The 15,672-nt window shown below is 71.6% G+C and carries 13 protein-coding genes and 1 tRNA gene; 5 read left to right on the forward strand and 9 right to left on the reverse strand.

Going from position 1 to position 15,672, the window contains the following annotated elements:
• Positions 1-102: 102 nt before the first annotated feature.
• From ACWCSV_RS11315 to ACWCSV_RS11340, 6 genes are all read right to left on the reverse strand, one after another.
• Positions 103-2,079: a DUF2264 domain-containing protein gene (locus tag ACWCSV_RS11315; protein ID WP_451140845.1), complete on the reverse strand. Its 1,977-nt coding sequence runs from the start codon at positions 2,077-2,079 to the stop codon at positions 103-105.
• Positions 2,076-3,119 carry a hydroxyacid dehydrogenase gene (locus ACWCSV_RS11320; protein ID WP_451140847.1) on the reverse strand — a complete coding sequence of 348 codons (1,044 nt, stop codon included), beginning with the start codon at positions 3,117-3,119 and terminating at the stop codon, positions 2,076-2,078. Before ACWCSV_RS11320 ends, ACWCSV_RS11315 begins: the two co-directional genes overlap by 4 nt.
• A gap of 90 nt (positions 3,120-3,209) precedes the next feature.
• Complete coding sequence (locus ACWCSV_RS11325; RefSeq protein ID WP_451140849.1) at positions 3,210-4,100, reverse strand: carbohydrate ABC transporter permease; 891 nt, start codon at positions 4,098-4,100, stop codon at positions 3,210-3,212.
• A complete protein-coding gene (locus ACWCSV_RS11330; protein ID WP_451140851.1) occupies positions 4,097-5,098 on the reverse strand; it encodes a carbohydrate ABC transporter permease in 1,002 nt (333 codons plus the stop codon). Before ACWCSV_RS11330 ends, ACWCSV_RS11325 begins: the two co-directional genes overlap by 4 nt.
• A gap of 112 nt (positions 5,099-5,210) precedes the next feature.
• A complete protein-coding gene (locus tag ACWCSV_RS11335) occupies positions 5,211-6,590 on the reverse strand; it encodes an ABC transporter substrate-binding protein (RefSeq protein ID WP_451140853.1) in 1,380 nt (459 codons plus the stop codon).
• 108 nt (positions 6,591-6,698) lie between these two features.
• Positions 6,699-7,844: a substrate-binding domain-containing protein gene (locus tag ACWCSV_RS11340; protein WP_451140855.1), complete on the reverse strand. Its 1,146-nt coding sequence runs from the start codon at positions 7,842-7,844 to the stop codon at positions 6,699-6,701.
• 174 nt (positions 7,845-8,018) lie between these two features.
• Here ACWCSV_RS11340 and ACWCSV_RS11345 point away from each other — a divergent pair, with 174 nt between their 5' ends.
• Positions 8,019-8,996 carry a sulfite exporter TauE/SafE family protein gene (locus ACWCSV_RS11345; protein WP_451140857.1) on the forward strand — a complete coding sequence of 326 codons (978 nt, stop codon included), beginning with the start codon at positions 8,019-8,021 and terminating at the stop codon, positions 8,994-8,996.
• 48 nt (positions 8,997-9,044) lie between these two features.
• Here ACWCSV_RS11345 and ACWCSV_RS11350 read toward each other — a convergent pair whose 3' ends face one another.
• A complete protein-coding gene (locus ACWCSV_RS11350) occupies positions 9,045-9,527 on the reverse strand; it encodes a hypothetical protein (protein WP_451140859.1) in 483 nt (160 codons plus the stop codon).
• Positions 9,528-9,610: 83 nt separating this feature from the next.
• Positions 9,611-10,174 (reverse strand): DUF309 domain-containing protein, encoded by a 564-nt coding sequence (locus tag ACWCSV_RS11355; protein WP_451140861.1) that lies wholly within the window; start codon positions 10,172-10,174, stop codon positions 9,611-9,613.
• 118 nt (positions 10,175-10,292) lie between these two features.
• On the opposite strand from ACWCSV_RS11355, the gene ACWCSV_RS11360 reads away from it, so the two are divergent.
• Together ACWCSV_RS11360 and ACWCSV_RS11365 are read left to right on the forward strand one after the other, a co-directional pair.
• Positions 10,293-12,944, forward strand: coding sequence for an ATP-binding protein (locus tag ACWCSV_RS11360; protein ID WP_451140863.1), 2,652 nt, complete (start codon positions 10,293-10,295; stop codon positions 12,942-12,944).
• Between the two features lie 50 nt (positions 12,945-12,994).
• Positions 12,995-13,068 (forward strand) — tRNA-Pro (locus ACWCSV_RS11365).
• 447 nt (positions 13,069-13,515) lie between these two features.
• Here ACWCSV_RS11365 and ACWCSV_RS11370 read toward each other — a convergent pair.
• Complete coding sequence (locus ACWCSV_RS11370) at positions 13,516-13,968, reverse strand: hypothetical protein (protein WP_451140865.1); 453 nt, start codon at positions 13,966-13,968, stop codon at positions 13,516-13,518.
• Between the two features lie 455 nt (positions 13,969-14,423).
• Here ACWCSV_RS11370 and ACWCSV_RS11375 point away from each other — a divergent pair, with 455 nt between their 5' ends.
• Together ACWCSV_RS11375 and ACWCSV_RS11380 are read left to right on the forward strand one after the other, a co-directional pair.
• A complete protein-coding gene (locus tag ACWCSV_RS11375) occupies positions 14,424-14,855 on the forward strand; it encodes an RbsD/FucU domain-containing protein (RefSeq protein ID WP_451140867.1) in 432 nt (143 codons plus the stop codon).
• 223 nt (positions 14,856-15,078) lie between these two features.
• Positions 15,079-15,468: a hypothetical protein gene (locus ACWCSV_RS11380; RefSeq protein WP_451140869.1), complete on the forward strand. Its 390-nt coding sequence runs from the start codon at positions 15,079-15,081 to the stop codon at positions 15,466-15,468.
• Positions 15,469-15,672: the final 204 nt, after the last annotated feature.

Below are 15,672 nucleotides of genomic sequence, written 5' to 3' on the forward strand. Positions count from 1 at the left end.
TGGGACGTCCCGTCGAGGTCAAGGTCCCGCACGCCGAAGTGGTGGTCGGAGCCGACGAAATGGGACTGCTCGCCTGATGGACCGGCGCCCGGCCGTTCCCGGTCAGCGGGTGCCGTGCTCCACCGACACCGACACGGATGCCGCGGCCGACACCGCCACGGAGGCGGCGGAGGCCGATCCCGGGCCGAAGGCGATCCGGGTGACCGCCCCGTCCTCGGCCCAGGCCACCTCCACCGTGTCCCCGGAACCATCGGCATCCGCGGCGACGTTGATCCCGCTCACCGCCGTGCCGACCGGGGCCGCTTCCGCCTCGCCGGTCAGCGAGGCCAGCGCCACCAGGACCACCGTGCCCTCGGCGTCCGCCGCCAGCCGGGGCATGACCGCCCACCGGGTGTACGCGGTGCCCTGCGGGGCGCGTACCTCCTCCTCGGACTCCCAGCCGTACAGCCCGTGCAGCACGGAGCGCGGCGCGGCGCCGGGGGCCGTCGCCCAGCCGGTCTGCTCGACGCGGGCACCCGCAGGGACGCCGAGCAGCCGGTGGACCCGGAGTTCGTAACGGCCCCGTACGAAGGTGACGCTCTCCACCCGCAGCCCGGGGACGGCCGGCGGCTGTCCGGGGAAGACCGGCATGTGCCAGGAGGCCGCCCAGCCCCAGCCGTCCCCGTGCCCGGCGCCCAGCGGACGGATCCGGCGCCGGACGCTGCGGGCGCCGCCGACCCGGACGGAGAGATGGTTGTCCGCGACGTTCACCGCCGACGAGGGACCGGTCGCCGTGGAGTACGCGAACCGCCCGTAGTGCGGGTCAGCCTCCGCCGCCGACTCGCCCTCGTGCGGCCGCACATGGTCGCTGCCGTGGTTGTGCAGCCGTACGATCCCGTCCGCCCGGGTCGACTGCACCAGCAGCCCCGGCGCGGGAACTGCCAGCACCCGGTCCGGGCCCTCGCTCGGTGCGGCCTCCTCCGGCGCCGTCCACAGCGGGTGGTCCGCCGGGGCGAGCAGCGACACGAACGCCTTCGACGCCCAGTACGGCGACGCCGGACCCGAGTAGTGCTGGAGCGTCGCCTCGTGCGGACCGTGCCACCCGAGGCTCAGCAGCCCGTCCTCGCCGGTGGCGCCGCGCTCCAGGAAGTACCGCAGCGAACCGCTGACCAGCCGCCGGGACGCGCCCGGGGAGAGCGGGGTGTGCCCGGAGACCGCGCCCATGCCGACTGCCGCGCCCGCCGCGAACCGGTAGGCGAGTGAGCGCCCGAAGTGCAGCGGCGCCCCGTCCGCGCCGAACATCAGGGAGAAGCTCTCCAGGTGCTCGCGCAGCCGCCCGCCGTAGTGGGCCAGCAGCTCCTGGTCGCCCGAGAGATGGGCGTCCAGCACCGGATAGAGGTGCAGCGCCCAGCCGTTGTAGTGGTCGAAGGCGCGCCCGTCGCCGTCGGCGTACCAGCCGTCGCCCCGGTACCACCCCTCCAGCAGGTCCAGCGCGCGGGCCCGTACCCGCGCGGTCTCCGCGTCGCCCCGGCCCACGGAGTCCAGGAACCCGGCGACGGTGAAGGGGAAGAGGTACCAGTTGTTGGGCGCGGGGGTGTGCCGCAGTGCCCCGCGCAGCCACTCCTCGGCGCGGTCCTGGACGGGGCCGTCGAGCCGGTCCCAGAGCCACGGCCGGGTCAGCCGCAGACCGAGGGCGACGGACGCCGACTCGACCATGGGCTGGCCGAAGACGGTGTGGTCGCGGATGAGCGGCCAGGACTCGGTGTCGTCGCGCCCCGGGGTACGCGTACCGGCGGCGAGACCTTCCGCGTACCGGTCCAGCCAGCCGTGCGGGTCCTTGCCCTCGGCGCCCGCGACCCGGAACGCGGCGGCGAGGAAGGTACGCGCGTACCCCTCCAGCCCGTCGGAGCGGACCCCGGAGCCCGAGGGGCGTCCGGGCAGGTCGAGCAGGGCCCGGCCGGGGGTGGCCCACTGCCACGCGGCGTGCAGCAGGCCGTCGGCGGCGGCCTCCCAGTGCGCCCGGGTGTAGCCGGTGAGGGGGCTGAGCGCACGGTCGTCGGCGGGGAGTGCGAAGGGCATGGGGGAGGGGGCGTTGGTCATGCGAGGAAAGCCAGCCTTTCCGGTCGTACGGGATGGGCGAAACCGTCGCCCGCGGCCCAGCGCGCGACCTCACCGGTCGCCAGATCGGCCAGCCGCCGCCACTCGTTGCCCTGGGACCCGGCGAGATGCGGGGTGATCAGCGCGTTCTCGCACTCCCACAGCGGGTGGTCGGCGGGCAGCGGCTCCGGGTCGGTGACGTCGACGACGGCCCGGATGCGTTCGTGGCGCAGGACGTCGGTGAGGGCGTCCTGGTCGACGACCGCACCGCGCGAGGTGTTGATCAGCGTCGCGTCCGGCCGCATCGAGGTGAGCAGTTCGCGGCTGACGAGCCCGCGCGTGCCGGCCAGCAGAGGGGTGTGGACGCTCACCACGTCGCTGCCGGCGAAGAGTTCGGCGAGCCCGGTCCCCTCGACGCCGAGCGACGCCGCCTCCTCGGCCGACACGTACGGATCGTGCAGCAGCACCCGCAGGTCGTACGGGCGCAGCAGCTCGATCACCCGCCGGCCGATCAGCGAGGCGGACAGGATGCCCACGGTACGGCGGTAGTTGCCGACCTCGCCGGGGACCCGCAGCCAGTTGCCCCGGTCGCGGGCGACACGGAACTCCCGGGCGCGCTCCAGCACCCGCTTGCCCGACAGCAGGATCATGGCGACGGTGTACTCCGCCACCGGCAGCGCGTTGGCCGCGGCGGCCGAGGAGACCGCGATCCCGCGCGCCCAGCAGGCGTCGGTGACGAGGCCGCGCACCGAACCGGCCGTGTGGACGACGGCCCGCAGCTTCGGCGCCGCGGCGAGTACGTCCTCGTCGATCGGCGGGCAGCCCCAGCCGGTGACCAGGATCTCCGCGTCGGCCAGCGCCGTGCGGGCCCGGTCGGTGGTGAAGTCGTCCAGGACGGGCGGTGGCGCGAGGTCGCAGACCTCGGCGAGCGCGGCGAGCGCCTCCGGCGGAAGCACCGCCGCGGCCGTGTCCGGTTTCATGGCGAGCACGGCGCGCGGTCGGCGGGGCGTGCCCGGTGGGCTGGTGGCAGCGGGACTGTGCATGTCTCTCCTGGTACGGGGCGGTCCGCGACGGCCGCCGGCACGGGGCGGGTCGGCGCGGGCCGTCCCGGGGGAACGGCCGCGCCGACCGCGCTACTTCACGGCGCCCGCGGTGAGCCCCGACCGCCAGAAGCGCTGGAGCAGGGCGAACGCGAGGATGAGCGGGACGATGGCGAGCAACGAGCCCATGACGACGACGGGGTAGTACTCGGGGGAGACCGACGCCGAGCTGTTCCAGGTGTACAGGCCGAGGCTGACCGGATACAGGTCCTGGTTCGAGAGCATCACCATCGGCAGGAAGAAGTTGTTCCAGATGGCGGTGAGCTGGAAGAGGAAGACGGTGACCAGACCGGGCCCGAGCATCCGCATCGCCACCTTGAAGTAGGTGGCCAGTTCGCCCGCCCCGTCGACGCGGGCGGCCTCCAGCACCTCGTTCGGTACGTACCCCTGGCTGAAGATGCGGCCCAGGTAGACACCGAAGGGGTTGAAGAGCACCGGGATGAAGACGGCCCAGAAGGTGTTCACCAGCCCGGCCTTGGATGCCATCAGATAGAGCGGGAGCGCCAGGACGGTCTGCGGCACCATGACGGCCGCGAGCACCAGGCCGAACATCTTCTCCTTGTGGCGGAAGCGGTACTTGTCGAAGGCGTAGCCGCAGGCGATGCTGATCAGCGCGCCCAGGGCCGCGCCCAGCACCGCGTACAGCAGGCTGTTGGCGTACCAGCGCCCGTACAGGCCCGCGTCCATGGAGAACACGTCCTTCAGGTTCTGGACGAGCGAGAAGCCCTTCAGGGACAGGACGTCGCTCTGGAAGAGCGCGTCGCGGTCCTTGGTGGAGGCCAGCACCAGCCACAGCACCGGCAACAGGGTGTACAGCACCGAGACGCCCACCACGAGGTTGACGACGGCGCGTCCGGTCAGCCCGGGCCGCCGGGCGGCGGAGGCGGAGCGGCGGGTGGTACGGGGCAGGGCAGGCGCGCTCATCGGGCGTCCTCCTCGGCTGCGTTGGCGCGGTTCGTCCACCGGGTGACGCCGTAGGAGAGCGCGACCGTGAAGACCAGCAGGATCACCGAAGCGGCGGCCGCCAGACCGTAGTTGTTGCGGGTGAACGCGGCATCGTAGATGTACATGCTGGGGGAGAACCGGGAGTTGATCATCGGGGTGGACTGGCCGAGCAGCATGGGCTCGGTGAAGAGCTGGAGCGCGAAGATCAGGGTGAACATCGCCACCATCACGATGGACGAGCGCACCAGCGGTGCCTTGATCCGGAGCGCGGTACGCACCGGACCCGCGCCGTCCACGACGGACGCCTCGATCACCTCGCGCGGCACGGCCTGCAACGCGGCGTAGAAGACGACCATGTTGTAGCCGAGATTGCTCCACAGCGCGATGTTCACGATCGAGGGCACCACGGTGTGCACTCCGAGGAAGTCCACCGTGATGTCGGCCTTGCCGAGGATGTCGATCACCGGGCTGAGCCCGGGGGTGTACAGGTACAGCCAGATGATCGCCGCGATGATGCCTGGCACCGCGTGCGGCAGGAAGAGCGCGAGCTGCGCGCCGGCGCGCAGCCGCACCACGCCCGAGTCCAGCAGCAGTGCCAGCGCGAGCGATCCGATCACGATCAGCGGTATGTAGATCAGGCAGTACAGCGCGACGATCCCGAGACCGCCGAGGAACGTGGGGTCGGAGAGGACGGCCACGTAGCTGCGCACGCCGACGAAGACGGTCTTCTCGGGCCCGAAGCCGAGACCGGGCTGGTCGTCGCTGAAGAAGCTCAGCCAGATCGCGGTGCCGACCGGTACGAGGAAGACGGTCACCAGGAGGACGAAGAACGGCGTCATCAGGGCGCCGGCGGCGCCGAGTTCACGCCGTCGCGCCGTGGCACGGCCGGTCCCCGGGCGGGCGGGGGCGGCAGGACGCGCGGTCCGCCCCGCACCGCTCACGGGGGCGACGGGCCGGGTGGTGCTGGTGCTGGCCATGGGGGTCACCTGCCTCTCTGCTGCGAAGGGACACCGGTGCGGGTACACGGGGGGAGACCGGGGCGGTGCGCGGGGAGACCGGCGCGTCGGCGCGAGGGCACCGGGGCGCGGCTCACGTGGAACGCTCGCTGGTGGCGAGGCCGAGCGCCCGCAGGTCGGGCATGGTGCCCTCCTGGGCGGCCTCGATCGAGCTCAGCAGCGAGCCCTTGCCGCCGCTCGCCCGGGCGAACCCGTCCTGCATGACCTTGCCGGTGGCGGTCATCCGGGGACCCCAGACCCAGCCGTCGCGGATGATGCGCGCCTGCTCCTCGAAGACCCGGTAGATGTCCTGGCCCGAGTAGTACGAGCGGTCGAACGCCTGGCTGCCCACGGAGACGAGGCCGGGTGCGGCCGGGTACTGGCTGCTCGCCCCGCTGGAGAGACGGGCCCGCAGCGCGTCGGGGTGCGAGACCTGCCACTCGATGAACTCCATCGCGGCCTCCGGATGCGCGCAGTCCTTCGTCACCGCGAAGGTGGACCCGCCGTGCGTCCCGTTGGACGGGTCCGCCGTGTCCCACTGCGGGAACGGCGCGACGGCCCACTGACCCTTCTGGCCGGGCCGGGCCTTCATCTGGGCGCCCGCGTCCCAGGCGCCGCTGAGCCGGGCGAGCACCAGCCCGTTGCCGATCTGCGCGTCGCTCTGCCGGCTCTCCACGGCGTTCATGAACACCTGGTCACGGTCGATGAGCCGCTGCCAGTACGCGGCGACGCGGCGGGTCGGGGCGTCGGCGAGCGAGACGTTCCAGGTGTCGCCGGCGGTGGAGAACCACTGGGCTCCCGCCTGCCAGGCGTACGCGGCCATCTGCGTCGCCCCGTCGGTGGGGAAGAGGGCGAGCCGCCGCTCACCGCCCTTGCGCCGCACGGTCGCCGCCGCTTCCTCGAACTCGTCCCAGGTGCGCGGCACGTGCAGGCCGTACTCCTCGAACAGATCGGTGCGGTAGTGCATCACCATCGGTTCGATGTCGAGCGGGACGGAGAAGATCTTCTTGTCGAACGTGGTGAGCCCCAGCGCCTGTGGCAACAGCTTGGCCCGGAGCGCGTCGCTGACCAGGCCGGTCAGGTCCCGGGCGACCCCGTCGACGGCGAACCCGGGTACCTGCGGGTACTCCAGGGTGGCCACGTCCGGGGCGTTGCCGGCCCGGGCCGCGTTGCTGAGCTTCGCGTAACCGCCCTGACCGCCCGAGGGGATCTGCTGGAACTCCACCTCGATGGTGCGGTGACCGCGGTTGAAGGCGTCCACCACCTCCTGACTGCCCCGCAGGGCGGACCAGAAGGTGATGCGGACCTTGCCGCCTTTGCTGGTGCTGCTGGTACTGCTCGTGCTGCTGGTGGTGTCTGTACTGCTCGTGCTCTGCCCGGATGCCCCGCCACCGGAGCAGGCGCTGAGCGCACCTGCCAACGGCAGCGAGGCGATCGTGGCCAGCACGGACCGACGACTCTGTCGATCAGGCATGCGCGCCTCCCGCGGCTCCTGTTCGGGACAACGGGAATCCTGATCGCCTGATCGGATACGGTCAATAGATCGATCAGAAGAAATCCAAAGCGGTCAAACGATCGGTCGTTATGAGGAGATGAGGGGGTGCGCCGAACCGCGCACCTTCAACTCCGGCAGCAGCTCCGTACGCCGTACCGGCCCTCCCGCCCCCGAGGAACCGCCCAGCCGGTACAGCAGCAGCTCGGCCGCGGCCCGTCCGATCTCCGCCTTCGGCGGCGACACCGCGGTCAACGGCGTGGTGCCCAGCGCCGCCACGACGTCGTCGTACGCCACCACCGAACAGTCCTCCGGCACCCGCACCCCGCTCTCCGCCAGCCGCTGGACCAGCATCAACGCGTCGACGTCACCGTGCAGCACGGCGCCGGTGGCCCGCCGCTCCCGCAGCACCGCCGCCAGGTCCAGCGCCGCTGCGGCGCCACCCCGCGCGGCCGAGTCCTCCCCGCCGTACGGCCCCTCCCAGGGGACCGCGTCCGGCGAACTGAGCACCACGCACCAGTCCTCCACCTCCGGCCGCGCGGCGGCGATCTCCGCGAAGGCGGCCCGGATGCTCCGGGCCGTCGGGCTGTCGTCCCGGGCGGCCAGCACGATACGGCGGTGCCCCAGCGACACCAGGTGGTCCACCGCCAGATGGACCCCGTACCAGTGATCGGAACAGACCGAGTCCAGGGCGTGCAACGCACTGCCCGGGCGGGGCCTGCGCTCCATCAGCACGGTGGGCACCCCCACCTCGGCGAGCCACTCGTAGTCCGACTCCTCCCACGCGGCGCTGCGCCAGCGCGGCGCGATCAGCAGCCCCCGCGCGCCTCCCGCGAGCGCCTGCTCCACCAGAGGCCGCTCGGTGCCCCGGGCCTGCGGAGCGATGTGCAGCGCGACCCGGACGCCGTGCTCGTCCAGCACCGAACGGGCGCCGTGCAGCGTCTCGTACAGGTACGAATGCCGCTCCGGCACCACCAGCGCGACCGGCCCGCCCTCACCGGCCGGATCGGCCCGCTCCGCGGCCGGCGCGGGGGCGGGGTCCTGCGCCAGGGAGGCCGACCGGGCCACCCCGTGCCCCCGCCTCAGCCGTCCCGCACGTGCCAGCTCCTCCACGTCCCGGCGCACCGTGACCACGGAGACGTCGAGTTCCTCGGCGAGCGCGCTCACCTTCACCGCCCCCCGCGCCCCCACCACCGCGAGGATTCGCTGCCGCCTGAGTTCCACCGGCTCCCGCATGCTGTTGGCCCCTTACCCCGTGCTGCCGCATGATGTTCGTTTGAGCGCTTCTACGAGCGCTTGCGGCGCAGCATAGGCAGACCGTCCCGGCCGGACGCCAGGGGGTGTGGCCCGTGGGAACTCCGGCGGCCGGTGCGCGGCACCAGAATCGATGTGCTTAGCATTCGATCCGCAATGGATACCCTCACGCTCGTACAACTGGCCGTGCTCGCCGCGGCATCCGCCCTCGTCGGTTTCTCGAAGACCTCGATCAACGGCGCCAACACGATCAGCCTCGCGGTCTTCGCGGCGGTGCTCCCGGCCCGCGAGTCCACCGGGGTGCTGCTCCCGCTCCTGATCGCCGGTGACGTCCTCGCCGTCCTCGTCTACCGGAGACACGCGCACTGGCCGACCCTGCTGCGGCTCTTCCCCGCCGTCGCGGTCGGCCTGGTGGCCGGAACGCTCTTCCTGAAGTACGCGGGAGACGGCGCCGTACGCACGTCGATCGGGGCCATCCTGCTGGTGATGGTCGGCGTCACCCTCTGGCGACGGCGCCGCACCGGGCCCCCGGAGCGTGAGGAACGGGGGTCCGCCGCGGCAACTGCGGAAGGCGGGCAGCAGGCGGAGGCGGCGGAGGAGGCGGCGGCGGAGGCGGGGGAGCGGACCGAGGTTCCGAACGGTCCGAACGGTCCGAACGGTCCGAACGGTCCGAACGGTCCGAACGGTCCGAACGGTCCGAACGGTCCGAACGGTCCGAACGGTCCGAACGGGACGATGGTCGCGGTGGCGCGGCCCTCCGGCCTGCGGGCCCGGAACGCCGCACGTGCTCAGGCGGGAACGTACGGGGTGCTCGGCGGCTTCACCACCATGGTGGCCAACGCGGCCGGCCCCGTCATGTCGCTCTACCTGCTCTCCTCCGGGATGCGCAAGCTCGGCTTCCTCGGCACCTCCGCCTGGTTCTTCCTGATCGTCAACGTCACCAAGGTGCCGTTCAGCGTCGGACTCGGCCTGATCGACGGGCGCTCCCTGCTGCTGGACGCGGTCCTCGTGCTCTTCGTCCTCCCCGGTGCCTGGCTGGGCCGCCGGTGCGTGGACCGGATCAACCAGCAACTCTTCGAGCGGATCGTGCTCGTGGCGACGGTGGTGGGCGGACTCCAGCTGCTGCTGCTCTGAGCGGCTGCCCGGGTCCCTGTACCGCGTCCACCGCGTCCACCGCGTGCGTCAGGGAAGCAGCAGCCAGTCCGTCCCGACGGCCGCGAGCAGACCGATGCCGAGCAGCCAACTCGCCAGGCGGGTACGACCGTTACGGCTGAGCTCCATCACCACGCCGCACAGGATGAGGGCAAGTCCGTAGACGCCGACGACCAGGACGGACGAGCGGCTGGCGATGCGCATCCACAGGACCACCGCCATCACGGCCATGCCCACCGAGGACAGCGCGATGCGCAGCCTTCTGGCCTGACGAGGCGTCAAGCGCCGCTCTCCCGCAGCCGCCTCCTCGCCGGAGGCCACCTGCTCCGGGGCTTCTTCCTCCGCAGCGGTCGCTTCGGGGGCCGTTCCCGTGGGGGGTGCGCCCTCGGCGTCGTCCTTCCGGACTCGGTCCGGGGTTCCGTTCCGGTCCGGGGTCCCGTTCCGGTCCGGGTCGGCGTCCTCGTCCTCGACCCGGACCTGTTCCCGGACCTGTTCCTGGTCAGCAGTGCTCATGGAGCCGGATCGTAACGGCTGTCCGCCGTCGGGGGTACGGCGAGCCCGAACGGGCCGCGGTTCACGCCCCCTGGAGGTGCGCCTCACGGACGGGGCGGACGGAGCCGAGGCGCCTCCGCGGCCGCGTCCAGGCCACCGCCGGCCGCGCACGCCGGATCCGACGGGGCCGCCACGTCCGCCGGGGGAACCACCCCCACGTCCGCCACCGCTCCTCGGCGTTCCACCCGCGCCGCCAGCTCCCGGGCCCAGTCGATCAGCCCGTCGATCCCGATTCCGTACGGTTCGAGGGTGCGATATGCGCCAAGTACGCACGCCCCCCGGCGCAGCAACCGGGCCCCTCCCACCGCGTTGCCGCGCGCCGAATGCGTCAGCCCCACCGCCAACTGGGCCATCGCGCGCCAGAGTTCACGGTCCTCCTCGGGACCGGACTTCCACGCGTCCTCGAAGACCTCGTGCGCGTGGAACGGCATGCCCGCGTCCAGCAGGCGCTGCGCCTCCCGCAGTGTCTCCTCAGGGGAGCGCACCACCCCCTCCGGCTGGCGCCCCACCCCCTCGGCTCCGTAGGGCAGAGGGCGCCCCAGTCCGTCCCTGGGGCGCGCGTTGCGCGCTCGGCCCTCGTCGTCGCGGTCCCTGTGCGTCTCGTCCACGGCTTGATTGTGCCCCTGAGCGGCCCCTACCTGCGGCGAAGTGTTCGAACCGCCGCCCGCGCCGCCCGCGCACGACTACGCTCGGCCCTTGTCCGCATCACCTTGGGGAAGGGGAGGCATGAAGCCGTCCCGGCCGTTGTACGAGCGCGAACCCGAACTCGCCGCCGCAGCAGACGCGGTGGAGGCACTCTGTGGCGCGCAGGCCGTCGGAGGCCTGCTGGTCTACAGCGGGGAGGCGGGGCTCGGCAAGACCGCGCTGCTGGCGGAGGTCCAGGCCATGGCCGCCGAACGCTGCACCGTCTGGTCGGCGCGTGGCGGTGAGACCGTCACGTCGGTCCCGTTCCACGTCGTACGCCAGCTGCTCCAGCCCGCACTCGTCCAGATCGCGCCCGACCAGCTCCGCGAGCTGTTCGGCGACTGGTACGAGACCACCGCGCCCGCCCTCGGACTCGCGCAGCCCAGTGGACCGCAGCCCGAGCCCCAAGGTGTCCGGGACGGCCTCGACCACGTCGTCCGTCAGCTCGCGGTCCGCCACAGCCACCGGCCCCTGATGCTCATCGTCGACGACGCGCACTGGGCGGACGGCGAATCCCTCGACTGGCTCTCCTCGTTCACCGAGAACCTCGGCGATCTGCCTTTACTCGCCGTTCCGGCCTACCGGCCACGAGAAATGGCCGATCGGGGCAGGTTCGGGGCCTTCGACCCGAACGCGCCGAGCGACCCGGCCAAACTCGTCCGCATCCCGCTGCGCGCGCTCACCCCGGACGCGACCGCCCACCTGGTCCGCGAGACCCTCGGGGAGCACGCGGACGACCCGTTCTGCCGCGAGGTCTGGGCGGTGACCGGAGGCAACCCGTACGAGGCGGTCGAACTGGTCGCCAAGGTGCAGGACGAGGAGATGCCGCCGGTGGAGGACTCCGCGGGGCAGCTGCGCCCACTCGGCGCCTCCGCCCGTGGCCGCGGGCTCGTCGCCCGGCTCGAGCGGCTGGGAACCAACGCCAACCGGTTCGCCTGGGCCGCCGCCGTGCTGGGCACGGAGATCTCGCCGGACATCGCGGCCAACCTGGCCGGGATGAGCGCGGCGGAGGCCGCCGACTGCACCGCCAAGCTCCGCGAAGCCCGCATCATCACCGGCTTCGACCCGCTCGAGTTCGTCCACCCGCTCATCGCCACGACCATCTACGACTCGATCCCCGGGGCCACTCGCACGGCCATGCACGGACGGGCGGCCTGGGCGCTCACCGACGCCGGGTACGGCGTCGCGGCGGCCTCACGCCATCTGCTCGAAGTCCACGCGGACGACGACCAGGACGTGGTGAGGCAGCTCCGCGAGGCGGCCGCCCACCACCTCGCGGTCGGCGCCCCGGAAGCCGCCCGGCGTTGTCTGGAACGCGCCGTCGAGGAGCCGCCCCGGCCCGAGGACCGCGCGATGATCCTCTACGAACTGGGCTGTGCCACGCTCCTCAGCTCACCCGCGACCACGGTTCGCCATCTGCGGAACGCTCTCGACACTCCGGGTCTGGACGACCGCCAGCGGGTCGACGCGACCTTCCGGCTCGCCGCCGCGCTCGCCCACAACAACGAGCTCAAGGAGGCGGCCGGCACCCTCGCGGCGGAGGCCGCGCGTACCGCTCCGGGACCTGGCCTGATGCGTCTGCAGGCCGCGCACTTCCAGTGGGAGGGGATGCAGCGGGAGGAGGACGACGGGGCGGCCCGCTCGCGCCGGCTCGTCAACAACGCGGACCATCTGGAGGGCCGGGACAATCCCGAGCGCGCCCTGATCACCCTGCGCGCGTTCGACGCCATGATGCGGGGCGAGAGCGCCGAGCTCGTCGTCGAGTTCTGCGAACGCGCGCTCGTCGACGGCAGCCCGGCCCGGGGACTCGGCTGGACGGACCCGGAGTGGGGCTTCGAATTCCCCACCATGGTCGGCATCACCTACGCCTTCACCGACCAGTACGAGCGGGCCCAGAGCCTCTTCGGGGAAGCGGTGCGGGCCTTCGAGATCTCCGGCTGGAGCGGCGCGCACCTCGCCTTCGCCCACACCCTGCTCGGCCTCGTCGCCCGCCGTCGCGGAAGGCTCGCGGAGGCCGAGGGCTTCCTGCGCGAGGGCCTGCGCCTCGCCGACCGTGTCGGCACCGGCCTTCCCGTCCACTGGGACGCGGCATGCCTCCTCATCGACACCCTGCTCGCGCGGGGACGTACGGCCGAGGCCCGAGAGATCGCGGACCAGTACGAGTTCGGTGCCCCGTTCCCGTATCCCAGCGCCATGGTCCTCCCCGACGCCCCGTGCATCAGCGGACGACTGCTGCTGGCCGAGGGACGGACCGTGGAGGCCATCGCCGAGCTGGAAGCGGCGGGACTCGCGCTGGAGGTGCGCGAGCGGCACAACGGCGTCTGGGCGCCCTGGGCATTCGACCTGGCCCGCGCGCTGGCCGGCACCGACCCGGCCAAGGGCGCCGAGATCGCGGCCCAGGCCAGGAAGCACGCGGAACGCTTCGGGACGGACACCGCGATCGGCGAGGCCCTGCGCTGCCTCGCCGTGTTCGCGCCCGCCGACGAGGCCGAGAAGCTGCTGGCCGACGCCGTACGCCACCTGGAAGCGTCCGCCTCCGAGTACGAGCACGCCCTCGCCCGGTACGAGTACGGCACGGCGATCCGCAGTACCCGGGAGCTCGCCCACGCCCACAGACTGGCCGTCGCCTGCGGCGCCGACGCACTCGCCCATCGCGCCCAGCAGGCACGCGCGTCGATTCGACCCTCGGAGTGAGGTAATGTTTTCCCTGCGCGGCCGACCGGGAAGACCGGGAGGAACCGCAGCGGGACGTGGCGCAGCTTGGTAGCGCACTTGACTGGGGGTCAAGGGGTCGCAGGTTCAAATCCTGTCGTCCCGACTCGAAAGAGTCGTAGATCAGGGCCGGTTTCGGAGAAATTCGAAACCGGCCCTGATCATTTTCGGGGACCGTTGGGGGACCGGTGTCTTTGACCGGGGCATCTCCCAGGTCATGGCCCGGCCTCAGGTGCCCCGAGAAATCAGCCGCCCGAGAGAACCACACCGGACGTGGTCCCGGCCGACAAGGCGCATGCGTTCCGCGCGACGCGGAGTCATTTCCTCCGGATGTGGGCCGGGCGGTGATCCCCCAGCCTGCCCCCTACGAGAACAACGCCACCATCCACCTCGCCGGACCCCACCTCGCCGCCATCTCCATCCGGTCTGCGGGACGAGCAGATGAGGACGGCTCGTTGCTCTGTGCCTCTGCGCGCACCTACCGAGGCTTCGAAGGCGTCGCCGGCGCAGCCGTACCCACTCGCCGGTAGCTTCTCGACGAACAGGCCGACGGTCAGAACCCAAGCCAGGGCGAAGTCCTAGGCGTGTTCGCGCACTTGGGCCCGGACGATCGCGCAGAGATCCGACCTGATCTCCACGCACAGTTGGTGCGGGGGAGGTCGAGGCCGGGTGCGGTCGCCCAGATGATCGGTGGGGAACCGTCGAGCAGGTACGCGCCGTCCGAACCCCAGGTGCCGTTCGCGCGGGTGACCATGCTCACCGTGGAGACGCCCGGCTGAGCGATCTGTGTTCCGGCGTCGCTCAGGTCGGACCGATGGTTGCGGGCCACGAGCCCACCGCCGATGAATTCGAGTGCGAGGGAGTCCGGCCATCCGTATCCGGTGAGGCCGAAGACGAGTCGCCGTCCATGAATGCTCAGTGAGGAGAGAGGAACCCTGCGGAGGGCTGGCGAGTTGACGGTGTACTTATTCATCAGGACAAGTACCTGGTTCGGCTGCTCCGTCATGCGATGTCTCCCCCCTGACCCGGAGTCCCGCATGAGGGGGGCCCCGCCGGTCAGCTCCACTCGGTGAAGGCCGACAGGGAGGTCTGGGGGAACGTGTTCGTTCCGCGCGGAACGTCACCCCGCGCGTCGGCCGCTTGTTGCTCCCTGGGTTGCCATACAGGCATTGGTGGGATGAGTTTTTGGTATGCCCGTGCAAAATAAGGTGTTTGTTGCGACCTTCCTGTAAATCGATGCTGTATCCGCATCAGCTGGACAAATGATCACCCATCGCCTTACATACATCCCATGTTTGGTTGGCAGTTTCGTCTCGCTGCGGTTCAGGGGGACCCCTGCCGCTCGCTCCGGAACAAGCACGAGGACACACCCCTGAAGTTCCGAACCGCTTGCTCTGCCGCCGCCAGGCCCGTGGCCGATCCACATCGGCACACGCCCGTCCATGCTTCGGAGGAATTCTCGTGCTCCTGACCGATCTGCTGCACCCCGGCATGCTGGAAGCCCTGGCCGGAGCCGGCCACGGTGCCAGTGTGCTGCTCACCGACGGCCATTACCCCGCGAGCACGGCCGTCGGGCCTCGCGCCCGGGTCGTCCACCTCAACGTCGCGCCCGGCCTGCTCGACGTCCCGGCCGTGCTCGATGTCCTGTTGCGGGCCATCCCCGTCGAGTCGGCACAGGTGATGGTCCCGCCGGAGGGCGAACCGGAGCCGCCGGCCATCGCCGACTACCGGGCCCGGCTCGGCACGGTGCCGGTGGAGTCGCTCGACCGGTTCGCCTTCTACGACGCCGCCCGCTCCCCGGATCTGGCCCTGGCGATCGTCACCGCCGACACCCGTACGTACGCCAACCTGCTGCTGACCATCGGCGTCCGCGCCGACACGGGCCCTCGCTGACTCAGGTCGTCCGGAGAAGAGGTGTGGGGCGGGGCCGTTACGGCTTCGCCCCATGCCTGTTCCGGGGTGACGTCCGGGCGACCCCCGGACGTCACCCCGCCGGACAGCGGATCGTCGGTGATCGGTGAGTGAAGGTGTCGGTTCGTCCGGTGGTGTCGTTCTCCGGGCACCCTCGTTCTCGTCCCCGCGTGCACCCCGTACGCCGCATCACCAGGAGGAACCAGTGTCGTACCCGCAGCGGCTCACCCCCGAGGAGAAGCTCGCCGACGCGAAGGAGCTGTTGAGCCTCCCGCGCATCGTCGTGATCTGCGGTTCCACCCGGTTCATGACCGAGATGACCGAGGCCGATCTGCGGGAGACCAAAGCCGGAAGGATTGTCGTCAAGCCGGGCTGCGACCTGAAGTCGCCGCACGAACTCTGGTCCGGCCCCGCCGAGGCCGAGGCGCTGAAGGTCCGACTCGACGAGCTGCACCGGGCGAAGATCCGGCTCGCCGACGAGGTGCTCGTGGTCGGCGACTACATCGGAGACAGCACCCGAGCCGAAATCGCCTACGCCCGGTCGCTGGGCAGGCCCGTGCGGTTCACGCACCCCGAAGTCGACCCTGGCGCCTGACCGCTCGCTGTCACCGCGACAACCAGAATTGCGTTGACAGCAGTGGACGGCGTCTTGGACCATCGCGTCCGACCAGCAGGCTGTTCCAGGATCAACCGAGAGAAACGGACCCCGTCATGCGCCAACTCGTGTGCCCCGTCGTCGCCGACCTTCACACGAGGAGCCATGAACCGTCCGCACTCTCCAGCCCCCGCACACCATGAC

The sequence above is a fragment of the Streptomyces sp. NPDC001770 genome, assembly GCF_053596135.1.

Excerpts from the sequence above, each read along its gene's own strand:
- ACWCSV_RS11345 (WP_451140857.1), top strand. The coding sequence starts at position 8,019 with ATGGATACCCTCACGCTCGTACAACTGGCCGTGCTCGCCGCGGCATCC.
- ACWCSV_RS11320 (WP_451140847.1), bottom strand. The coding sequence starts at position 3,119 with ATGCACAGTCCCGCTGCCACCAGCCCACCGGGCACGCCCCGCCGACCG.
- ACWCSV_RS11360 (WP_451140863.1), top strand. The coding sequence starts at position 10,293 with ATGAAGCCGTCCCGGCCGTTGTACGAGCGCGAACCCGAACTCGCCGCC.
- ACWCSV_RS11370 (WP_451140865.1), bottom strand. The coding sequence starts at position 13,968 with ATGACGGAGCAGCCGAACCAGGTACTTGTCCTGATGAATAAGTACACC.
- ACWCSV_RS11325 (WP_451140849.1), bottom strand. The coding sequence starts at position 4,100 with ATGAGCGCGCCTGCCCTGCCCCGTACCACCCGCCGCTCCGCCTCCGCC.
- ACWCSV_RS11315 (WP_451140845.1), bottom strand. The coding sequence starts at position 2,079 with ATGACCAACGCCCCCTCCCCCATGCCCTTCGCACTCCCCGCCGACGAC.
- ACWCSV_RS11340 (WP_451140855.1), bottom strand. The coding sequence starts at position 7,844 with ATGCGGGAGCCGGTGGAACTCAGGCGGCAGCGAATCCTCGCGGTGGTG.
- ACWCSV_RS11330 (WP_451140851.1), bottom strand. The coding sequence starts at position 5,098 with ATGGCCAGCACCAGCACCACCCGGCCCGTCGCCCCCGTGAGCGGTGCG.
- ACWCSV_RS11350 (WP_451140859.1), bottom strand. The coding sequence starts at position 9,527 with ATGAGCACTGCTGACCAGGAACAGGTCCGGGAACAGGTCCGGGTCGAG.
- ACWCSV_RS11335 (WP_451140853.1), bottom strand. The coding sequence starts at position 6,590 with ATGCCTGATCGACAGAGTCGTCGGTCCGTGCTGGCCACGATCGCCTCG.